General features: G+C 26.8%; 13 protein-coding genes, 2 tRNA genes and 1 pseudogene. 9 read left to right on the forward strand and 7 right to left on the reverse strand.

Annotated features, from left to right (window positions below; genetic code table 11):
* Positions 1-91 precede the first annotated feature (91 nt).
* Together QIA41_RS01055 and zwf are read right to left on the reverse strand one after the other, a co-directional pair.
* A complete protein-coding gene (locus tag QIA41_RS01055; RefSeq protein WP_320292214.1) occupies positions 92-1,438 on the reverse strand; it encodes a Na+/H+ antiporter NhaC family protein in 1,347 nt (448 codons plus the stop codon).
* A gap of 287 nt (positions 1,439-1,725) precedes the next feature.
* A complete protein-coding gene (gene zwf / locus QIA41_RS01060) occupies positions 1,726-3,162 on the reverse strand; it encodes a glucose-6-phosphate dehydrogenase (protein ID WP_320292215.1) in 1,437 nt (478 codons plus the stop codon).
* Between the two features lie 129 nt (positions 3,163-3,291).
* Here zwf and QIA41_RS01065 point away from each other — a divergent pair, with 129 nt between their 5' ends.
* The 6 genes from QIA41_RS01065 to QIA41_RS01090 all read left to right on the forward strand — a co-directional run bounded on the left by QIA41_RS01065 (position 3,292) and on the right by QIA41_RS01090 (position 13,906).
* The gene (locus QIA41_RS01065) at positions 3,292-4,737 is read left to right on the forward strand and encodes a nicotinate phosphoribosyltransferase (protein ID WP_320292216.1); all 1,446 of its coding nucleotides are present in this window, start codon (positions 3,292-3,294) and stop codon (positions 4,735-4,737) included.
* Between the two features lie 3 nt (positions 4,738-4,740).
* Positions 4,741-7,983, forward strand: a complete 3,243-nt coding sequence (locus tag QIA41_RS01070) for an exodeoxyribonuclease V subunit gamma (protein ID WP_320292217.1) — start codon at positions 4,741-4,743, stop codon at positions 7,981-7,983.
* Between the two features lie 5 nt (positions 7,984-7,988).
* Positions 7,989-11,501 carry an exodeoxyribonuclease V subunit beta gene (gene recB / locus QIA41_RS01075; protein ID WP_320292218.1) on the forward strand — a complete coding sequence of 1,171 codons (3,513 nt, stop codon included), beginning with the start codon at positions 7,989-7,991 and terminating at the stop codon, positions 11,499-11,501.
* Complete coding sequence (gene recD, locus QIA41_RS01080; RefSeq protein ID WP_320292219.1) at positions 11,498-13,333, forward strand: exodeoxyribonuclease V subunit alpha; 1,836 nt, start codon at positions 11,498-11,500, stop codon at positions 13,331-13,333. The genes recB and recD overlap by 4 nt, the downstream gene beginning before the upstream one ends.
* A 37-nt stretch (positions 13,334-13,370) precedes the next feature.
* Positions 13,371-13,444, forward strand: a tRNA-Asp gene (locus QIA41_RS01085).
* Positions 13,445-13,591: 147 nt separating this feature from the next.
* Positions 13,592-13,906: a hypothetical protein gene (locus tag QIA41_RS01090; protein ID WP_320292220.1), complete on the forward strand. Its 315-nt coding sequence runs from the start codon at positions 13,592-13,594 to the stop codon at positions 13,904-13,906.
* A gap of 71 nt (positions 13,907-13,977) precedes the next feature.
* Here QIA41_RS01090 and pfkB read toward each other — a convergent pair whose 3' ends face one another.
* Entirely contained in the window at positions 13,978-14,901 is a 924-nt protein-coding gene (gene pfkB / locus QIA41_RS01095; RefSeq protein WP_320292221.1) for a 1-phosphofructokinase, read from the reverse strand.
* A gap of 94 nt (positions 14,902-14,995) precedes the next feature.
* Between pfkB and QIA41_RS01100 the strand changes: the two genes are divergently transcribed.
* The gene (locus QIA41_RS01100) at positions 14,996-16,861 is read left to right on the forward strand and encodes a fructose-specific PTS transporter subunit EIIC (protein ID WP_320292222.1); all 1,866 of its coding nucleotides are present in this window, start codon (positions 14,996-14,998) and stop codon (positions 16,859-16,861) included.
* 25 nt (positions 16,862-16,886) lie between these two features.
* Here QIA41_RS01100 and QIA41_RS01105 read toward each other — a convergent pair whose 3' ends face one another.
* Complete coding sequence (locus QIA41_RS01105; RefSeq protein WP_320292223.1) at positions 16,887-17,612, reverse strand: hypothetical protein; 726 nt, start codon at positions 17,610-17,612, stop codon at positions 16,887-16,889.
* A gap of 84 nt (positions 17,613-17,696) precedes the next feature.
* On the opposite strand from QIA41_RS01105, the gene QIA41_RS01110 reads away from it, so the two are divergent.
* Together QIA41_RS01110 and rnmV are read left to right on the forward strand one after the other, a co-directional pair.
* Positions 17,697-18,968 (forward strand): M18 family aminopeptidase, encoded by a 1,272-nt coding sequence (locus QIA41_RS01110; protein WP_320292224.1) that lies wholly within the window; start codon positions 17,697-17,699, stop codon positions 18,966-18,968.
* 2 nt (positions 18,969-18,970) lie between these two features.
* Positions 18,971-19,517: pseudogene (gene rnmV / locus QIA41_RS01115) on the forward strand (ribonuclease M5).
* On the opposite strand, the gene QIA41_RS01120 reads toward rnmV, so the two are convergent.
* The 3 genes from QIA41_RS01120 to QIA41_RS01130 form a co-directional block, all read right to left on the reverse strand.
* Positions 19,499-19,570: transfer RNA gene (locus QIA41_RS01120), tRNA-Asn, on the reverse strand. The pseudogene rnmV and the gene QIA41_RS01120 sit on opposite strands and share 19 nt — an antisense overlap.
* A 42-nt stretch (positions 19,571-19,612) precedes the next feature.
* Entirely contained in the window at positions 19,613-21,709 is a 2,097-nt protein-coding gene (locus QIA41_RS01125; RefSeq protein WP_320292226.1) for a LysM peptidoglycan-binding domain-containing protein, read from the reverse strand.
* Positions 21,669-22,631, reverse strand: a complete 963-nt coding sequence (locus tag QIA41_RS01130; protein ID WP_320292227.1) for a hypothetical protein — start codon at positions 22,629-22,631, stop codon at positions 21,669-21,671. Before QIA41_RS01130 ends, QIA41_RS01125 begins: the two co-directional genes overlap by 41 nt.
* Positions 22,632-22,727: the final 96 nt, after the last annotated feature.

Below are 22,727 nucleotides of genomic sequence, written 5' to 3' on the forward strand. Positions count from 1 at the left end.
CTCCTGAATCATATAATACATTTAAAAATAATTTATTTTAAATAAAATTAATAAAAATTGAACAATGCAAATCTTAAAATTTTCAAAATTTTTATTTTTTAAAAAAATATAAAAAAAGCTTTCTTATATCAATTCCCAAAATAGATAGAATAACAAAAAACAATAAAAATCCAAAATAAACTAAAAATGGTAAAACGCTAATCGGAGACACAAGTCCATTAGAAAAGCCTACCAAAATAATCATTTGAGCTCCATAAGGAAGAATGCCTTGAAAAATACACGAGAACATATCTAAAATAGAAGCACTTCTTTGAAGGCTAATATTATTTTCAAAAGCTATCTTTTTTGCCACTTTACCACAAATAAGTATAGCAATTGTATTATTAGCAAGAAAAATGTCAACCATTGATACTAAAGCCCCAATAGAAAATTCAGCTGAACTTTTCCCTCTAATAAAAGATCTCAATTTAACAAGCAACCATTTTATGCCTCCACTATGTATCGCGGTAAAAGAAACTCCCCCTGTTAAAATTGAGAGAAAAATTAAATCTGCCATATTCAAAAACCCTTTATTAATGTTTTTCATTATATCTAGAAAATATAAATTACCATACAAAACACTAATAAAGCATACAGAAAAAATGCCCCAAAAAAGAACCAAAAAAACATTCATTCCGGCCAAAGAAAAAAATATAATTATTAAATAGGGCACGGTTTTCACCAAATCTATTGAACCTTCATCTAAAAAGTTGGAGGGGGTATTAATCAAATTCTCAGAAAGAAAGAAAAAAGAAAAAAAAGTTAATATAGCAGATGGAAAAGCATAAAAACTGCTGCTAATAAAAACATCCAAAATATTACTGCCTTGAGTTCTACTAGAAACAATTGTCGTATCTGATATTAAAGAAAGATTATCTCCAAACATAGCTCCACACATTACAGATGCTGCTATTAAATTCGGATTAATATTGCTTTTAAAAGCAATATTAAAAGCAATAGGAGCAATTGCAACAATAGATCCAACAGAAGTACCCGCAGAAAAAGAGAGAAAACAGGTTATAAAAAATATACCCGAAACAAGCCAATTAGAATTAATATATTTAATACCTAAATTTGCTACAGCTTCAACACAACCTATTTCACCGCAAAGAGAAGAGAAAGCCCCCGAAAGCATGAAAATAAGACACATTAGTATAATGTCGTACTGAGAAGCTCCTTTAATAAATATGTGAATTTTATCAGAAAATTTTCCTTTAAATATTAAAAAACAAACAATAGAGGCAAAAAACATTGCAACGCTAGCGGGCAGTTGATAAAAGGCCATTTCTACTCCAAGGGTTCCCAAATAAATTCCCGTGCCTAAATATATAATAATAAAAACAAAAAAGGGAACAAGCCCAAAAAAATTTGGTTTAACCCTTGCTTCAATATTTTCCATACATATCCTTTAAATATAAGCACTACATTGAAAAGCTTGCTTATATTTTTTAAATAATAACGCAAATTATTAACCGATGCATAAATTTACAATCAACTCAAGAGTAAAAATTCTTAATTCTTTTAAAACATTTAAAAAGAAAAGTAAAATTTATGAAAAATTTTACTACTAAGTTGCAAGAAATAAAATAATGCAGCGCTAAGCCATAATAGAGTAAGGATTAAAAATGAACAGAAATAAATTATACAAAATTTTTATCTCATTTATCTTTTAAAAAACTTGGAAAATTAAATTCTACGCCAAAAATGATCCTTTTCTAAAATAGAATCTATCTCTTTTGGCCCTTCAGAACCATAAAAATAATTACAAATTTCAACATCAGACCATTTATTTGCAATATCTGAAACAAATTCCCAAGAACTTTCAATCTCATCACTTGTAGCATACAAAGTGCCATCCCCTAAAAAAGCGTCTAACAATAAACGCTCATAAGCCTCATTAAACAATTTTTTAAACGTATCATGATATGAAAATTCCATATTAGCAGTTTGAATTTCATAATTATATCCAGGTTTTTTGGTATTGAATTTAATTTCAATCCCGTCTCTTGGCTGAATCCTAAATATTAAAGCATTGGAAAAATCAACAGAACTATTGTTAAAAAGAGTGAAGCTTGGTTTTTTAAATTGAATATATATTTCTGAAAATTTTCTAGCAAGACCTTTGCCAGTTCTCAGATAAAAAGGAACACCGGACCAACGCCAATTATTAATAAACACTTTCATAGCCAAATAAGTTTCGGTATTTGAATTTTCCAAAAATGCTGTTTCATCTTTATAACCTTTTTTAAAAACTCCTTGAACTTGTGAGCCTACATATTGCCCCTTAACAATACAATTCTTAATATCCTCTTTGCCAATTTTTCTCAAACTTTTTAAAACTTTTACTTTCTCATCATGAATAAACTCAGAATCAAATTTAATAGGGGATTCCATTGCAACAAGACTTAACAATTGTAAAATATGATTTTGAATCATATCCTTTAAAGCTCCAACAGAATCGTAATACTCAGCTCTTCCATCAAGACCTAATTCTTCAGCCACCGTAATCTGAACAAAATCTACATAACGATTATTCCAAATATTTTCAAAAATAGAATTGCCAAATCTAAATGTAAAAATATTTTGAACTGTCTCTTTGCCTAAATAGTGATCTATTCTGTAAATTTGATCTTCTCTGAAAGCAGAATAAAGCAAACTATTTAATTTTTTTGCCGACTCAAGACTAGAACCAAAAGGCTTCTCAAGAACTATTTTTGACAAATTTAATCTTTCATTTAAAAAAGTGCTTTTTAAATGATTAATTATTGGGCCATAAAATGCAGGAGACGTTGAGAGATAATATATTGTTTCTCGACCTTTATCTAACAATTCAAATAATTTAGCATAAGGCTCCTTTTCATTAAAATCACCAAATACATAAATAAAGAAATTTAAAAAAATTTCAATCAAAGAATCAGTCCCTTCCTGCCATAAAGAATCTTTAATATATGATCTAAATTCTTGATCTGTAAAAATTTTACGAGAAAAGCCAATAACCCTAAAATTGCTAATATATTTATTTTTAAACAAATTGAAAAGAGAAGGAATAAGTTTTTTTCTAGACAAATTCCCAGTAACTCCAAAAATTACAATATCAAAATTAGAAACACTTTTTTCTTTCATAGAACTTAGACTCAATCTGGTCAATTTATTATATGTTACAAAAATATATTCTTAAATGTTAGAAGATAAAAATTCAGCTCAAATCAAATATCATTTTTTTACAAACAAAACTAGTATATAATAAGGAGAATGAAAAATCTATCACTATTCACAGATTTTTATGAAATTTCAATGATGAATGCTTATTTTACAAAAGGTATTAATCCTAAAGCAAAATTTGAAGTATTTTTCAGGAAAACGCCTTTTAAAAATGGCTATATTATCTTAGCAGGAATGCATACATTAATTAATGAATTAAAAAATATCCGTTTCAATGAAAATGAGCTTAAATATTTAAAAAGCCTGAATATATTAGATGAACAATTTTTAAACTTTCTCAGAGAATTTAAACTAAATATAAAAATAAGCTCAGTAGAAGAAGGACGCCTGGTTTTTCCCTATACTCCAGTAGCTATAATTGAAGGGCGCTTAATAGAATTACTACTAATAGAAGGACTGGTTTTAAATATAATAAACTTTGAAAGTTTAATAGCAACAAAAACTGCCAGAATAAAAGAATCTGGTGCAAAAATTTTAGCAGAGCTTGGGCTAAGAAGGGCACAAGGAATAAACGGAGCACTTTCTGCTAGCAAAGCCGCCTACATAGGGGGGGCAGATTTTACAAGCAATATGCTTGCTGGATATAAATACAATATACCAATAACAGGGACAATGGCTCATAGTTGGGTAATGAGTTTTGAAAACGAAGAACAAGCATTCAGAGAATATGCAAAAACATACCCAAACAAAGTAAGCTTACTAATTGACACTTACGACACACTTAACAGTGGATTAAAAAATGCCATTAAAATATTTAAGGAATTAAAACAAGATAAAAAAAATAATTTTTCAATAAGAATTGACAGTGGAGACCTTGAATATCTAAGTAAAGCCGCAAGAAAAGAATTAAACTTAAATGGATTAAATGATGTAAAAATTATTGCATCCAATGAACTTGACGAAAATATTATTATGTACTTAAATTCAATAAATGCGCCAATCGATATTTGGGGCGTTGGAACAAATCTGGTTACCGCAAAAGGGGATCCAAATCTTTCAGGAGTATACAAAATGATCTCTATAGAAAAAAATGGGGAATTTATACCAAAAATAAAAATATCAAATAACACAGAAAAATCAACATTGCCTGCTCAAAAGGAAGTTGCAAGAATCTACTCAAACGGGCAAATGATTTTTGATTTTATATTTTTAAAAGAAGAAAAAGATCAAATCAAAAATCATCTGGATTCAAGAAAAGAATTTGTCATTTTCCATCCAATACAAGATAACGTTTTCAAAACCATCAAACAATATGACGATTTTGAATTTTTAATTCACACTGTCTTAGAAAATGGAAAACTTAGCAAGGGCTACGAATCTAATTTAAACAATATTAGAAATAAAGCCAAATTCGACTTAAGCAAGCTAGAACATACACACAGAAGAATAATTAATCCTCACGTATATAAAGTTAGCATCAGTAAAAACTTAAGAAAGTTGAAAAATAAGCTAATAAAAGATAATAAAAGTAATTAATTTGTGAATATATATAAAACTAACAAAGTAAATAACATTTACAATAAAATTAAAGAATTAACTCAAAACGACAATATCTTTAAAAAAGAAACACTTATTATAGTAAAAAATAATCTCTTAAAAGAAGAAATTAAAAAAACTATAGCAAACCTAAATGGGATTTCTTATAATCTAAATATTAAAAAAAATGCTATAAAAAACATATACGAAATTTCTTTAAAAGATGCCAATATAAAAAAATACATAGAAAAGAACACTTTTTCATTTTACCGGGAAACAGAAAAATTCATTTTGTATAACATATTAAAAACTGAAAAACTACAATACCTAAAAGATTTCAAATCAACAAAAAATAGATACTTTTTTGCATCAAAAATAATAGATTTATTCCAAAACTATTATTCAAAATTTTCAAAATTAATTGAAACCTGGGAAGAAGATGGGTTTCTATTCCAAGAAGAAAACTCAAAACCTTACGAGAATGTGCAAAAAGAACTATTCAAAAAACTCTTTGAAAAACAAAAAAATATTTTAAACTTACATAAAAAAATAATTCAAAAAAAACCAAGAAAAAATATAGAAATTGAAATTAAAAAAATAATATTTATTGGCAATAATAGAGAGATTGAGAAAAAAATTCTTAATTCTTTAGAAAAAATTTTTGATTTTGAAGTGCATGTGTTAATTTTCGAAGATTTATTCAACTATAAATCTTCTCTTGTTAAAGAATTGCTGTTAACAACATCAAAAATCGTCCCAATAAAATACCAGGCTTTAGAAAAAGTAGATATTGAATTATTTAAAGATAAAAACTTCTTAACAAGTATTAAAAACAATATCATAGCAAAAACTCCGATTTCAAAATTAGACGATAGCTTTAAAATAATAGAAGCTAAAAATCCTAAACGTGAAGTAGAAATTCTGGTAAATCAAATACTACATTCAATTCAAAAAAATAACCTGAAATTAAGCGAAATAGCAATAACTTGTTTGCAAGAAACATTTAATGAATATCTGCCACACATAGAAGAGTGTCTAAATAAATACGAAATTGAATATAGTGTTTTATGTTATAACAATTTGTCAAGAGGAGAAAGTATAATAGCTTTAAAAAGGCTAATGGATCTTTTTATATCAAAGACCGAAACAATTAGCAATTTCAGTAGGAAAGAAATATTTAATCTATTAAGCAATAACAAAGTAATGAAAAAATTTAATATATCAACATCTGAATTAAACTATTTAATAGAATTTAGCGACGCAATGAACATTAGTTTTGGCGCAAACAGCACTCACAAACAAAATCTACAGTATGATCAAAACTTTTTAAACTCCTGGGAAGACGGATTTAATCGATTTTTAATGTCTGAAATATTTGACGAAAAATACGAAGAAGAGGGTGAAAAAGAAAGCATAAAATTCCAAGATCAAGAATCAATAATAAAACTTATAACAATAGTAAAAAGTTTATACGAAGATATAAACTTTTTTAAAAATAAAACATATAAAGTACATGAATGGGCAGAAATAATAGAAATTTTTATTCAAAAATATATTGATCTTGAAGAATTGAATACAACTGATGAATATTTGCAAAATAAAATAAAATCTTTTAAAAATTTTCCCAAAGATTCTAATGACAATCTTTGCAAAAACTATTTAAAAGAAATCAATGAAATAAAAATTGAATTTTATCTTTTTAAGATTATGCTCGAAGAAAGTCTTGAAAAAGAAAAATATGGAGTAATGTATAAAAAAAATGGGATATTAATTGCCAATTACAAAGAAATAGAATATCTTCAAAAAAAAGAAATTCATTTTTTGGGATTTCAAAAATTCAACTCTAAAATAAATTATGATAATATGAATTTATTAAACGAATACTATGAACATGATAACATCGAAAAAGAAGCAATTGAAACTTTTTTTAATTTGATTTTTGCAACATCGGAAAAATTTTATCTTTACTACTCATTTCAGGATAATCTAAACTCAGAAATTAATATATCAAAAACAATAAACAAAATACTTAAACACATACAAAAGTACGAAAAAAATTTCCAAATAGAAAAACATCCAAATAAAAACCATGACATAGCATATTTTCAAGATATAAAAGAAAATTATTTAATAAATTATGATTTAGAAGCCTTTAATATCGCAAAAATACTACAAAATTCTAAGCCAATTGGGTTTAAGCAAAATAAAATTCAACTAGAAAGCCCAATTAAAATAAATTTATTTGAATTAAAAAACGCCCTTTCTAATCCTTACAAACATTTTTATGAAAAAACTTTAAACGTTAAAATACAAGATATAAGATTAGAAAATGAAATCAAAGAAAAACAAGAAGAGCAAATTTTTAATGTTGTTGAGATTGTTTACAAACTTATAAAAAATTCAACACTACTGCATGAATATATAATGATGGGAAAAGAATATTATGCAAATAAAGCAATAGAAATTATTAAAAACTACATTGAGCATGAAATACAGCAAGGCAATATTCCTTTCAACATAGATCAAAAAACAACCGTAAATGATATCTTAAGAAAAATAAATACATTAAAATTTAATGCTATTGAAAACTTAAAAAAGCTTTCAATAATGACAAAAGCCAAAATTAAATTTTGTCAAACAATAAAAGTAAATTTTCAAAAAAAAAATATAGAATTTGAATTACAAAAAGATATCGAGAATGTATATAAAATTGAAAACGATTATTTTTATTTAAATTTTGTAAAAAAAGACTATTGCAGCATTCCAGATAACATAAAAAATGAAATAGATCTATATATAACAGGGCTTTTAATAAAAAAAGAAATGCAAAACTTCAATTCATTAACCGAAATAAGAATTAATCTAGAAAACCTATCTGCAAAAACAACTACTTGCTATCACCACGAGGAAATAATAATTGAAGACATTGAAAATATACTTATGCAATTTGCATACATATCAAGTTATCCAACTCCAATTTACCAAAGCTCAATAATTAAAACTTTAATAAAAACAAATCAAAATAATTTTTCAAATTGTTTTAATAATTTTCTAAAAATGCAAATAAAAAATCCTTCCAAAGCTTATTTTACAAGCAAAGCACACGAAAAATTCTTAAAAACTAGCGAAATAACACTATGTGATTACTATAACAGATTTAAAGACACTCACGATTTCAAACTAGACAAAAATTTATTAATCTTGATAGAAAAATTTTATACTAAATTTGCAAGGACAAAAAATTAAAATTCATGAACAAAATCCTAGAAAAAATTCAAAATAACGAAACAGTATTAATAGAAGCATCAGCGGGCACCGGCAAAACTCACATACTTGAAAATATAGTTATAAATTTAATGAAGACAAAATTATACTGCATAAACGAAATTTTAGTATTAACTTTTACAAACAAAGCCACAGAAGAAATGCACACAAGAATACTAAAGGCAATTGAAAATGCTTACTTTAATTCCAAAACAAATGAAATTTTAAAAGAAGCTTATGAGCAATCAAAAAAACTCTTTATATCAACAATAAATAAATTCGCATTGCATGCCTTAAATAATTTTCAAATTGAAACAGAAAATTATTCCAAATATAATCCTAAAGAAAAATTTTCAAAAGAAATAGATGAAATAGTTTATGACTTTTTAAGAAAATCAGAAAGTTTGATTCAAGATCTTGATATTAAAGATTATGAACTTAAAGTATTTAAATCTGATGCTAAAAAAACAGAAGAAATTGTTTTAAAAATAAAAAAAGCTTACGAAAGAGATACAACTCAAGAACTCGGAGATTGGCTTAAAACTCAAACATTATTCGAAAAAATTCTTCTTAGAAAGGAAGAATTAATTGGAGATTACAACAAAATAATAGAAGAATTAGACAAAATGACATCAGATGAAATATTAAGCTTTTATAATAAACATATTCAAACTGGTAAGCTTGAAATAAAATATTCTAAAGAAAACAACATATTCAAAATAGCAGAAATATTATTAAAAAATAAATTTTTTTCAACTCTAATAGAAAAAGAAACCAAAAAAAATGCTAAATTATCACCTGAAGAGCTTAAAATTAAAAATGATTTAATCTATTTAGGAATCAATATTAATCATGAAAAATATAAATCAGAAGACAATAGAAATAAAAATAGAAATAATTTAAAGCAATATGTTATTTTAAAAGTTGAATACAAAATACTAAAGTATATAGAAAAAGAACTAGACAAAATTATTAAATCAACAAACACAATAGATCAAAATTACATAATCTCAAATTTAAAAAATTACTTAAAATCAGAAGATAAAAAACTTTTAAATGCAATAAAAAATCGATACAAAATCATTTTAATCGATGAGGCACAAGACTTAAGCTTAACACAAGTAGAAATATTTAAAATATTAAAAACAGCAGGAATAAAATTGGTTTTCATAGCTGACCCTAAGCAGATAATATATTCTTTTAGAAAAGCGGACATTGCATTTTATAATAAAGAGATAAAAAATAAAATTAACACAGATGCTAAAATTGTTCTAACAATAAATCACAGATCAAGTAAAAAACTCATCGAACCTTTAAATAAAATTTTCAACAATATATACAACAATGCAATAGTAGATGAAATTGGAAAAATTGAATTTACCAACTCACTTCCAAATCAAAAAAATGACAATAATAACATTTTAATCAACGGACAAGAGATAGAAGGAATCAATATAATAACCACAAATACCGAAAACGAAGAAGACATTTATCAAAAAACAGCATTAACAATAAAATATTTACTTACATATGGAACAATTGCCGAGAACAACAAGATTAGAAATATTGAAATGCAAGACATCAAAGTACTTTGTAGAGGAAAAAATGAAATAAATTTAATTGATCAAGCATTAAAAAAAGAACAAATCCAAACAAACAAAACCCCAGAAAAATTTTTAAAAACCAAAGAATTTAACGAAATTTTTTATATTCTTAGATGCCTAGATCGAAAACAAAGTTTTAAAACCTTAAATTATATTTTAAGCAGTAAAATATTAAATGTACCCTGGAATTTGCAAAGAATTTTAATCAAGCAAGACAAAATTCACCTTATAGAAGAATTTATTGAAAGTATAGCGGTTTTGCTTGAAAAAAATGAAATAACTTTAATAAATGCAATTAACAAAATAGCATTCGAAAAAAATTTGTGGATTAAAATTGCAAATAGCACTAAAGATCAAAAAATTATTGAATGGGCAAAAAATAAAATAAATTACAAAGGACTTCTTATTAAAGAGGGTAATCTTGAAAATTTAAAAACCTATGAAACAGCACTTGAGATCGTCTCTAAAATATATCATAAAGAACAAAACATACAATCTCTAATCTCTACTTTAGAAAATCTAATAATAAACGAAGAGTCTGAAGAAATAGAAAAAAGAATCGATAATATAAATAATGATAATGAATCTATAGAACTTATGACAATACACAAGTCAAAAGGGCTTAGTATGAATATCGTATTTTTAATAAATACATCTCCAATAGAAAATAGCAATGTTTTTTCAAAAAAAAATCATTTTTACAAATTTTATCAAGACGGAAAGATTGAATATGATTTTTTTAAATTGGAAGAAAACAAAAAATATGCACGGCTAAAAATACTAAGTGAAGAAAAAAATATATTTTACGTGGGAGCAACAAGAGCTAAATTTGCTCTTTTTATTACAAAAACAAATAGCATAACTAGCAAATTATTAGAAGTGGCCAAAATTTTTACTATTGACAATATCAAACACAACTTTAACATATACGAATTTATTAACCAAAAAAAAATCAATAAAAAAAAGAATAACACCAATGTAAATATAAAATTAATTCCACCAAAACCAATAATTAAAAAAATGTTTAAAAAAGAATATACATCTAGCTTTTCAAGCTTAACAGCACAAGCTCATCAAGCAACATTTTACGAAAATTATGATTTTAAAAATAACAACTACGAAAAAGAAACAGATCTTGACTACGACCCTACATTAGAAGAAGAAGCATTGCCTAAAGGAAAAGATATTGGAAACATTCTGCATGCCGCGATGGAGGAAATAATCTTTAGCACAGCAAAAGATACATTTGATAATTTTAAAAAAAATAACATTGAAATTATTGAAAAACAAATACAAAAAATTAACTCAAATCTCAATACAATAGAAATACAAACTTCATTAACTAAAATGATTTACAATATATTAATTTATAATATAAGAACAATTAATGCTCGTCTGTGTGATATTGAAGAATTGCAAAAAGAAATGGAATTTTTAATAAAAATAAATCCTAAATTCCAAAAACAAAAACATCTTTTTGAAAATCACTTTGAAGATCTTAACATAAAACTAAATGATGGATATTTAAAAGGAATAGTAGATCTCATATTTAAAGCTAATAATAAAATATATATCCTGGATTATAAAACAAACTATCTTGGAAAAAATAGAGATGATTATAATATAACAAATTTAGAAAATATAATAAAAAAAGAATATTATGATTTGCAATATAAAATATATGCACTTGGAATAAAAAAAATATTATTTAAAAACAAAAAAGAGTATAACCAAAAATTTGGTGGAATAATATATCTTTTTGCAAGAGCATTTAAAGACAATATTGAATGCTTACAACCAAAATTTGAAAATGGTATTTATTTTAATCTCCCAAAATTTAATGATGTGAATTTAGATGAAATTATCTTAGAATTAGGCATTAAAAGGCACTTATGAGAGATTTTTTAGTATTAAGAGAATTTTTTAAAAATAAAAATAAAAAATTCTTAACTCCAGAGCTTAAGATTTATGAAATAATTGAACTTTTAAATATCAACAAAAAAAATTGTTATAAAGCACAAACACTTGCAAGGTCCACAAACAATGAAAATATTTTAATATTTTTAATATTTTTATTTAACTATTTTGACAAAGGTCACTTAAGAGCCGATATAAATCTATTAGCAAAAGATATTCAAAATACAATAACATTTACAAAAGACAACCTCGAAAAAACCAACAAAGATTATAACAAATCAATAAAAATACTAAAAGGGTTAGAAACATTTGGGAGTTTAGAAACTATTCAGAACATAGTATCACTTTTAAAAAAAAGCAAAATATTAATGGAATTCAATAAACTTAAAATTACCACTCCCCTAATTCTAGAAAACAATATCCACATTTATACTCAAAAAAACTACAGAGAAGAAGAAGCGTTAATAAAGCAAATTATAAAAAGATTGGAAAACCATAAAAGTGAATTAAACGATAATGAAATACAAAACATAATTATAAATTTGAACACCAATAATTTAAATAAAGAGCAAATTGCATCGGTTAAAAAAGCATTAAAAAGCAACTTCTTTCTATTAAGCGGGGGCCCTGGAACAGGCAAAACCACAACTATTAATTATATCTTAAAAGCGATTAATAAAACAAAAAGCAAAAAACAAAAAAGATTAGTAGCAATTACAGCACCTACGGGAAAAGCTAGCTTAAGGCTACAAACAAGCATAGATCATTCATTTAAAAATTTAGAAATAGAATGCAATACGATTCAAAAACTATTGGGAATCAAATTCATAAACAAAAAAAACCTATATGATGAAGAAAATCAGCTAAATTTTGACGTAATAATAATTGATGAAGCTTCAATGGTAGATGCATATACTTTTTTAAAGTTATTAAAAGCAACGCCAATAACTACTAAATTAATAATGGTGGGAGACAAAAATCAACTCCCATCGGTAAATGAAGGAAACGTATATTCAAGTCTTCTAGGAATAGAAAAAATAAATACCGATAATGTAGAGGATCTTAAAGAAAATTTCAGGAGCAATAAAGAAATACACTTACTCTCAAAAGCCATATACAAAGAAGATAGTACCTTGATTTGCAAATATATTAATAATAATAATAAAAATATTCTATTAAAAGAAATAGAAAAAATAAACTTAAAAAAAGATCTAATAGAATATACAAACAATTTATATAGGGAAATACCCACTTTTAATCTTAAATTACTAAAAGAATCAAAAATTGAAACAATACTTGAAACTTTACTTGAAAATATAATTTTAAGTTCAAAAAATTTTGGAAAATTTGGAACTAAAACACTAAATGAAATAATAAAAACTTATCTAAAAAAGACCTATGGAAACTTTATTGGTCAAATAATAATGATAACTAAAACTGACTATAAAAATAAATTATTTAATGGAGAACGGGGTATCATTTTTAATGAAAATTCTAAATTTTATGCTTTATTCCAAAGAAAAAATGAAAACTATAAAAAAATAAATTTAAATTTACTAACAAATTATGAATTCAGCTTTGCCACAACAATACACAAAAGCCAAGGATCTGAATACAAGCATATAAAAGTAATATTAGAAAATAACCCCTTTTTAACAAAAGAACTTATGTATACTGCAATAACAAGGGCTAAAAACAGCTTAGAGATAATTTCCAATAAAGAGACTATTCTTAAGCTAAGCAAAAAATCCAGCAAAAGAGATTCAAAAATACTAGAATACTTAAACTCATTTAAAGAAATTGACAAATAAATCAAAAACTACTATAATCTTTAAAAAGAATGACTCTGGGGGCGTAGTTCAGATGGTTAGAACGCCTGCCTGTCACGCAGGAGGTCGCGGGTTCGAGACCCGTCGCTCCCGATAATAACTTTTATTATGTCAACAATTTTTCTTAGAGAATTTATCACTACTCTAGCTGGTTTTGAATAATAAGAAATTACAAATATCTAATTTAAAAGCTACAATTTAAGTAATTCAAAAAAATAAAACCTATAAGGAGAAGGTATAATGAATCTAAAAAAATTCTTATTTTTTACTGCTTTAGTATTGATTTCAACATCTGTTTTCGCACAAACCAGTACAATAATAAAAGAAAATATAATTCCAAATGAAAACTTAAGCCAATTTGGGGTTGAAGAAATCTGCCCAATATGTGGATATGTTAACTGCGTTTGCGACGAGAAAACTACAGGAATCGCCGCAAAAATAACCCAATCAAATACAACAGGCTCATTTATAAACATAGCTAAAATTGTATTCTTAGCAGTTGCAGGATTAGCATTAGCAAGAAATACATTGTATAAATCAAAATTAAAAATTTAAGCAAACTAAATACTGTAGCTTTTTAAAAGCTACAGTAAAGTTTCAAAATCAAATCTTCCACTCTACTTGATTTAAGAAGTACAAATGTCTTCAACTCTAACTTCAGAAAGCATCTTTTCAACATCTTGAAATTCACAAAGATTACCTTTTAATGCGGTAGCTGTGCCAGCCGCAACACCAAATTTAAATGAATCTTTCAAAGTATTTTTATTATCAAAAGCATACACAAATCCTGCAATTACAGAGTCTCCTGCCCCAATAGTGCTAACAGAATTAATCTTTGGAACAAAGGCTCTAAAAGTAGCATTTTTATTGCCAATAAAAATAGCTCCATTACTTCCCATGGAAATTATAATATTTTGAACTCCACTTTCTACAAGATTTTTCCCAATTTTAATCAATTCTTTTGTAGAATTGAATTTAGCATTAAAAAGATCCTCAAGTTCATAAATATTAGGCTTTATTAAAAAGGGATTTAATCTAAGAATTTTTTTTAAGGGCTTGCCACTAGTATCAATGATAAGCTTAACATTATTAGAAATACTATTAGATATTACATTGTATGCATTCTCACCAAGAGATGCGGGAACACTTCCCGACATCACCAATATACTATCATTTGTTAAACTTTTAAGCTTATCTTTTAAAAGTTCAAATTCATCCTCAGAAATATCTGGAGAATTGGCATTAATTTCTGTTTCTCTGCCATTTGCTATCATTTTGATATTTAATCTTGTATCATATTTTATTTTAATAAAATCGTTTTTTATGCCCTTAGAATCAAGAGAAAATTTTATATAATCACCTGTAAAACCTCCTAAAAATCCAAGAGCCGTACTTGGCTTTCCCAAATTCTTAAGAACAGTACTCACATTTATTCCCTTACCACCAGCAAAGAAATTGTTATTTAGAGCATAATTAAGACTTTCTTCCTGAAATTCTTTTAAAACTATTTTATAATCCACAGAAGGATTAAGTGTTAGAGTGTATATCAAGATAATCCCCTTTACTTTAATTGATAAAATCAATTAAATAAATGTAAAATTTAATAAATATATATACACTATATAATATATAAAGGTGATTATTATGCAAAATTTATTTTCTAAAAACCTGGTTGTTTTAAATTACAATGCAACTAGCAAAGAAGATGTAATTAAAAAAATGGCTAGTATGCTCAATGAAAATGGATACTTAAATGACATAGAAACATTTATAAAAGAAATTAAAAAAAGAGAAGAAATCAACGGTACAGGCATTGAAGAACATATCGCCATGCCCCATGCAAAAGGTGACTTCATTAAAAAACACGGAATTGCTATTTTAAGGGTTAATGGAAATGGATTTGATTTTGGTTCTTCTGATCAAAAACTTTCAAAATTGTTTTTCATGATGGCCCTTCCAGAAGAAACCTCTAGCAATGCCCACATAAAAGCTATATCATATCTAAGCAATACCTTTAGCAAAAACTTATTAAGACATGAACTTATGAACACAAACAATGCCGATAAATTTTTAGAAATAATTATGGGTCATGGCAATGTAAATGAATCTAATAATTTAAATACAAAAAAAGATTTCATTCTCGCAGTAACAGCATGTCCCGTAGGAATAGCTCATACTTATATGGCAGCAGAAAGCCTGAAAAAAGCGGCCTTAGAATTAAATATAAATATAAAAGTAGAAACAAATGGATCTAGTGGAACCGAAAACCCAATAACAGAAGAAGAAATTAAAAAAGCAAAGGGAATCATTATTGCATCTGGTAAGACTATTAATAAGGAAAGATTTAGCGGAAAACCTTTAATCGAAGTGGGCGTAAAAGATGGCATACATAAAGCAAAAGAGCTTATTCAAGCAATTCTTAAAAACGAGGCAAAAATTTACAACAAAATCAATACAAGCACAACCAGCGAAAAACTCCAACACAATCAAAAAATAGGAATTTATAAACACCTGATGAATGGAGTCTCATTTATGCTTCCATTTGTAGTATCAGGAGGAATAATAATAGCAATATCATTTATGTTTGGAATCAAAGCATTTGATATAAACGACCCGAGCTACAATAAAATAGCAGATATTCTAATGCAAATAGGCGGTGGAAGTGCATTTACTTTAATGATCCCAATACTTGCTGGATATATTTCATTTAGCATAGCAGAAAGACCAGGGCTTGCTCCTGGAATGATTACGGGGTTAATGATGAGCAATGGAAATGCGGGATTTTTGGGAGGCATCTTAGCGGGATTTATTTCAGGATACGTTACACTAATTGTAAAAAAAATATCTGACAAAATCATTCCTAGTAATTTAAAAGGAATAAATCCAGTACTAACTTATCCTTTTTTATCAGTTATAATTTCAGGAATCTTAATATATGTAATGCTTAGTCCAATATCTGTTATTAATGAATCAATAACAGACCTACTAAATAAACTTAGTGGAACCAATATGGCAATACTTGGGGCTTTACTCGGAGGAATGATGGCAATAGATATGGGGGGGCCTATAAATAAAGCTGCATACGCATTTGGAATCGCAATGATAACTGCAAAAAATTACATTCCTCATGCAAGTATAATGGCAGGGGGAATGGTACCACCCATAGGAATTGCCCTTGCTACAAGTTTATTTAAAAACAGGTTTTCAAAAGAAGAAAAAGAATCTGGAAAAGTTTGTTATTTTTTGGGAGCATGCTTTATTACAGAAGGAGTAATCCCATTCGCAGCAACAGATCCTTTAAGGGTAATACCTGCATGCATACTGGGCTCATCTATAGGAGGATTTATTTCTGCACTTTTTAAGGTAGAAGTTATAGCACCACATGGCGGTATATTCATTCTACCAATAGTAGTAAACCCATTAATGTGGATAATATCCATCTTAGCGGGTTCAATCATAACCGCTGTTTTAATAGGAATTTTTAAAAAAGAATATAATTCAAGAATATAAAAATATTTATATTCTTGAATTTCTGTCAATAAACTAATCTAAGTTTTATTGGTGTTTCAAGGCTCAATCCTTTAACCATGTCTATCTCAAAATTTAGTGTGTTTGAGTCAATCTGTTTGAATCCAATCTGTTCTTGAACATTCCTAGAAGTTCTAACTATAAGATTAAGCTTTGAATTGTCAATAAGTTCATTTGCTTTAGAAGTAAAATCCGATAAAAAATAAACCAAGACATCTTTATACTCTTTGGCAGACATTGGAATCTCATCCGATGGTAAAAGAGCAGCAAGTGCATCGCTAATATATTCTTTATTTTCATTAATATTCTTAGTAGCATTTTCCAAATTGATATTAAGTTCAATAATATTTTTACCATCTTTTTTTTCTATCTTAAGCACAGGCATATCAGATTTTGCCATATAATCACCTAAAACTTTAATTAAATTATCAAACTTAACAACTAAATTAATAGAATCTCCTTGGGTTTTAATACTCAAAAGCTTAAGTCCAAGCTTTTCTTCTTGATTTTGAAAGTATTTTTTTATTTCGTCTACAGGAAAAAGAGGTATATTTGCAACTTCACCCCCCACTAAAGTTGTTAAGAGCTCTTTTCTAATTTTTTCAAATTCCCTATTAACATTGACAAATATTGAAACAACACCACTAATATCATCTTTTAACTCAATTTCAACATTAGAACTACAAGCAAAAAAAATAAACAATAAGCTCCAACTGGCAAACCACTTTCTCATAACAAACTCCTAACTAATATACAGTTAAAGACTATTATAATAGAATATATAATTATAAAGCAATAAAATTAAAGGAGAACACCTATGGTGCACGATAAAACACTAGAACCAAAATTTTTTCAAAACCTACTAGATAACAGTCCTACTCCTTATCACTTGGTAAACTATATTGAAGAAAAATTAATAAATTATTTTAATGCAAAGCAATTAAAACTTGATGAAAAATGGAAAATTGAAACAGGATCGTATTATATAAAAAAAGAAGGAACTAGCCTTATTGCCTTTAATATCGATGTCAAAAAAAAATATGAACCATTTTTAATAGCAACAGCACATACAGACAGTCCGGGATTAAAATTAAAAATAGATGCAACAAAAAAAACAGGTGGGGTATTCTACAACCATATTGAAGTTTATGGTAGCCCAATAATTTCTACTTGGATTGACAGAGACTTAAGCTTAGCAGGAATTGTATATTTCAAAAAAAATGAAAATATTAATTCAAAACTAATCAATATTGAAAACATAGGAATTATTCCAAACCTTGCAATCCATTTAAACCGACAAATCAATGAAGGATTTGTATATAATACTCATGACAATTTAACAGTAATCAACAGTACCAAAAAAACAATAAAAGATAATATCTTAGAACAACTTGGAACAGAATATGAAAATTTTTTATCTTGTGATTTAATATTTACAGAATCACAAACTTCCAAAATAATAGGAACTGAGGGGGAATTTTTAGCTTCCAAAAATCTTGATAACAAATCGGGATGTCATGCAATAATGAACTCTTATATTCATACAAGCAATGATAATAATAAAATAGCTGTATTTTTTGATAATGAAGAAGTAGGATCTTTAACCTCAAGAGGAGCTAATTCCAATTTTTTATCAGAGGCTTTAGAAAGAATTGATCTTGCTCTTAACTTAACCCGAGAAGAACATTTAATAAAAACAAATAAATCATTCAATATATCAATTGATAGCGTTCACGGTATCCATCCAGGATATGCATTTAAACATGATCCAAACTATCAAGCAACTTTAAGTAAAGGTGTGGTTGTCAAAAATAGCGCCAATTTTAAATACGCAACAACTTCGACAGGATTTGCAAAATTGAAAAATTTGGCTATTAAAAATAATATTAAAATTCAAGAAATAATAATGAAAGCCAATGTTCCTTCAGGCACAACAATCGGTCCAATCGCAAATGCAAAAACAGGAATAGAAACTATTGACATTGGAACCCCAATGTGGGCAATGCACTCTCTACGAGAAACGGTATCAATAGTTGACCACATAGAAGCAATTAAATTGCTAAGGGCTTTCTTTGAAAAAGGAATTTAAAATTGGAAAAAATAAAAGAAATAATTGTGGTTGAGGGAAAAGATGACCTTAAAAGAATAAAAGAATCTTTTGACTGCACAGTAATAGAAACAAAAGGATTTGCTTTAAAAATTGAAACTATTAAATTGTTAAAAAAAGCCTTAAAATATAAAGGAATAATAATCTTAACAGACAGCGATAAATCTGGAAATATTATTAGACAAAAACTAGTCAAACATCTAGGGGAAAATAATAAAATCAAACATGCGCATCTTAATACTAAAGATACCGAGGTTGAATCGGTAAATAAAACAGAAATAATAAAAATACTTAAAAAGGTTGGAACCTTATTTAAAGATAATCAAAAAAATTTATTAACATTAAGTGATTTGTTAGAACTTGGTATAATAGGGGAAAACTCAAAAAAAAATAAACAAAAAATACAAAAGCGCCTTTGCTTGGGGCACGCAAACAGCAAAAAACTTTTAGAAAGACTTAATTATTTTAAAATAACAAAAACAGAGCTAAAAAAACAATTGGCTTTAAATTAACTCCCCCAGAAGGATTTGAACCTCCGACCTAGTGGTTAACAGCCACCCGCTCTACCACTGAGCTATAGGGGAAATTGAACACTAGAAACATTATCTTAAATTTAAAAATTTTTGTCAATTATTTTTTAATATTTTTAAAATTCCATTAGCAAGAATTTTGGAATCTTGATCTCTAAGCTTAGAAGATCTAATAGACCAAGCTTCCTCCGGAAATGCTAAATTTCTAACTTCTATTAAAAGTTTAGTCATTACTATATTGTTTCTCAAAACATGAAGGTTTTGACCCTTAATATAAAAACTTCTTTTCATTCCTTCTGTAATCTTTTCTGCTACAGACTTTGAATGAATATCATAATTTTTTTCGTCATCTTTTTGATAATAAAACCCCATACTTTTAGGTGATCCAACACTATTATCCGCATGCAAGCTAATAAAAACTACATCTTTATCTTTAATATTTTTATATTTACTAACAATGTTTTTAACAACAACCAATCTTTTTTTAAGACCCGATGGATTACCGCTTATCCAAGAATCAACAGTATCATTTTTATTTAAATCATAATCATTGTAAATTTCATTTTTAACATTAACAAAAGTATTATTAGCAAAAACACTATTCCTAATTAAATGATCGGGAGCTAAAACAGTAAGTTCAACATTGGCCCCCTCTTCTTTAAGGTATACATAAAGCCTTAAAGCAATATCATAAACATATTCATCTTCAACAACAAAAACTTCGTTTCCAAGACCATCCCTAGACTTAACAATAGCTCCAGGATCAAGCCCCCCATGACCAGGATCAAGAATTATTAACTTACCTTTAAGTCGTGATCCTTTATTCAATCTAGAATTTACCAACTTTTCAAAACTTTTAAAAAGTTGAGTCGCCTTTTTATAAGAATTTAAAGGAGAATGCCAATCTTCTGAATAAAATTCACTCGGCTGACTGATCTTTCTGGGTTTATACCAATAATAGAAATCGCCAACAACCTCAAATATTGGTATTTTGGAGTCTAGAATAACTAAAGAGCTGATGTCAAAAAGACCTTGGTTAGCAGTACTTTCAAAAGTATTTAAATTCAGCTTTTTGTTTTTATTTGAAGGAAGATTAACTATTGTTCTAACTTTATCAGAAGGATTGGAGCTAGAATCAACCTTATTTTTAACAATTAAATCGTTTTTGGATTTAATTGTAGAAGAATCAAATAAAAGTTTTTTATCAAAAATTTTCAATTTTTGATCGTGCATAATATTGTTGCTACTTAAATTATTCCAATTTTTAAGATCTTCAATTAAAACTCCATAATGCCTGGCAATACTATATAAAGTCTCACCTACGGTAACTGAATGATAAATAAACTGATTATCTGTTTTTTTATCAATTTTTGAATCTCTCTCAGCAGGCTTTTTTACATCATTATTTACAATCTTTAAAACATTTAACAATGAACCTGCTTTAAGATTAATAGCTCGATTGCCATTAAGAGTTACAAGATCCTTAGCAGTAATACCATAAATATAAGCTATTCTACCAAGAGTTTCACCTTTTTTAACATAATGAAAATTAACACTTCCAGTGGCTTTCTTTAAAAAAAGACGCTGACCAATCTTTAACTTATCATCATTTAGAAAATTAAATTTTAAAATATCCTTAGAACTAATATCAAAATCCTGAGAAAGCTTTGAAAGTGAATCGCCTTTCTTAACCACATAAGGTTTTAAAAAATCAGGTTCGCTTAATACAAGCTTCATTCCAACCTTAAGATCTTTAGAGCGCAAATCATTCCAAGCTATTATCTCTTCTTTACTTAGTCCAACAAGCTTTGAAACACTCTCAATAGTGTCACCATCTTTTGCAGTATAAATAATTATCCCTTTATTAGCAGATTTTAGAAAATTAAGAGAATGATTGACCTCACGAGTAATTTTTTGATCTAAATTAAAATCACTAGGAATAATTAATATTTGACCTACCCTAATATTATTAACATTAAGTTTATTAATCCTTTTAAGGTTGTTTATTGTAGTTTTATACTTAATTGCAATTGAAAAAAGAGTATCTCCCTTGACAACCCTATACTCAAAATCAGCATTAAGATTTATAGGATTTATTATTAAAAACCAAAATAAAATAAAAAGTTCTATAATTTGTAAAACACAAAAAGTTTTACTTTTCCTTAATGCCAGTATTTTGAACAATGTAGTCATAAATTATCCAATAATCATCGTATCTTTTGAAGAAAAAAGTATATCTTTTGGAAATATAAAAATGCCCATCGTCAAAATATAAATCAGCAATCACCTTGCCTGCAGTATCAGAATAAGTTGTCTCAATAATGGAAAATTCGTTTGGTGCTTTTGAAATATCTGAATTATTAGAATTCCATAAATATTCCTTATACTCTTCAACTACATTTTTATTATAAACAGATGATAACTTCTGCTTATAAAGGTATGCCTTACTTTTATCATTTAATAACAGGCCTTCGATATCAAGATATAAAAAGAATTTTTCTTTTTTTCCAAGCTGCAATGCTTTTAATAAATATTTGACAATCTCATCAGGAGATAGGTTTTTCTTTTTTAAGATATCCTGAATATCCTTATTTTCAGACAAATTAACAAGGTCTATATTAGATGGATTTTCATCAAAACTATCATTTAAAAAAAGCGTAATAATATTGGACTCTTTTCTCTTAGATGGGTCTGAAATGTCTGGGAAAAAAATACCCTTAACAAAATAAACTCCATCTTTACTAAATTTAACAAATTGATTTAAGTTAATAACCACGGAAAATTTTTCATTAGGTCTCAAGCTCATATTTCTAACAGGAATAGCAACATTTTTAGATCTCTTTTTAACGTATTCAATAGGTCTTTTAACTTTAATATTAGTGGTATCAGTAACATCAAAATCAAAGCCAAAAGAATTAATATCGCCTATTTCTAAAGTTAAAACACTATCAGACGCATTGCTAAGAGAAACTTCAATAAAAACATTACTATTGACACTATAAATAGATTGATTAAAAAACTTGATTTTAAAATCAAGGCCCTTATAACCATTTGCAAGTAAAACAAAAGAAATATTCGTAAAAAAGATACAAAAAAGCAATTTTCTAATTCTCATAAGCTCCCCTCAAAACCTAACCACATTATATATAAAGAAAGTAATAATACCTATAGTATATTATTATACTAAATTAATTAAACAAAAATTAAACAA

Source organism: Borreliella sinica (genome assembly GCF_033969665.2).
GTDB lineage: Bacteria > Spirochaetota > Spirochaetia > Borreliales > Borreliaceae > Borreliella > Borreliella sinica.

Excerpts from the sequence above, each read along its gene's own strand:
- QIA41_RS01055 (WP_320292214.1), bottom strand. The coding sequence starts at position 1,438 with ATGGAAAATATTGAAGCAAGGGTTAAACCAAATTTTTTTGGGCTTGTT.
- zwf (WP_320292215.1), bottom strand. The coding sequence starts at position 3,162 with ATGAAAGAAAAAAGTGTTTCTAATTTTGATATTGTAATTTTTGGAGTT.
- QIA41_RS01065 (WP_320292216.1), top strand. The coding sequence starts at position 3,292 with ATGAAAAATCTATCACTATTCACAGATTTTTATGAAATTTCAATGATG.
- recB (WP_320292218.1), top strand. The coding sequence starts at position 7,989 with ATGAACAAAATCCTAGAAAAAATTCAAAATAACGAAACAGTATTAATA.
- recD (WP_320292219.1), top strand. The coding sequence starts at position 11,498 with ATGAGAGATTTTTTAGTATTAAGAGAATTTTTTAAAAATAAAAATAAA.
- QIA41_RS01090 (WP_320292220.1), top strand. The coding sequence starts at position 13,592 with ATGAATCTAAAAAAATTCTTATTTTTTACTGCTTTAGTATTGATTTCA.
- QIA41_RS01100 (WP_320292222.1), top strand. The coding sequence starts at position 14,996 with ATGCAAAATTTATTTTCTAAAAACCTGGTTGTTTTAAATTACAATGCA.
- QIA41_RS01105 (WP_320292223.1), bottom strand. The coding sequence starts at position 17,612 with ATGAGAAAGTGGTTTGCCAGTTGGAGCTTATTGTTTATTTTTTTTGCT.
- QIA41_RS01110 (WP_320292224.1), top strand. The coding sequence starts at position 17,697 with ATGGTGCACGATAAAACACTAGAACCAAAATTTTTTCAAAACCTACTA.
- QIA41_RS01125 (WP_320292226.1), bottom strand. The coding sequence starts at position 21,709 with ATGACTACATTGTTCAAAATACTGGCATTAAGGAAAAGTAAAACTTTT.
- QIA41_RS01130 (WP_320292227.1), bottom strand. The coding sequence starts at position 22,631 with ATGAGAATTAGAAAATTGCTTTTTTGTATCTTTTTTACGAATATTTCT.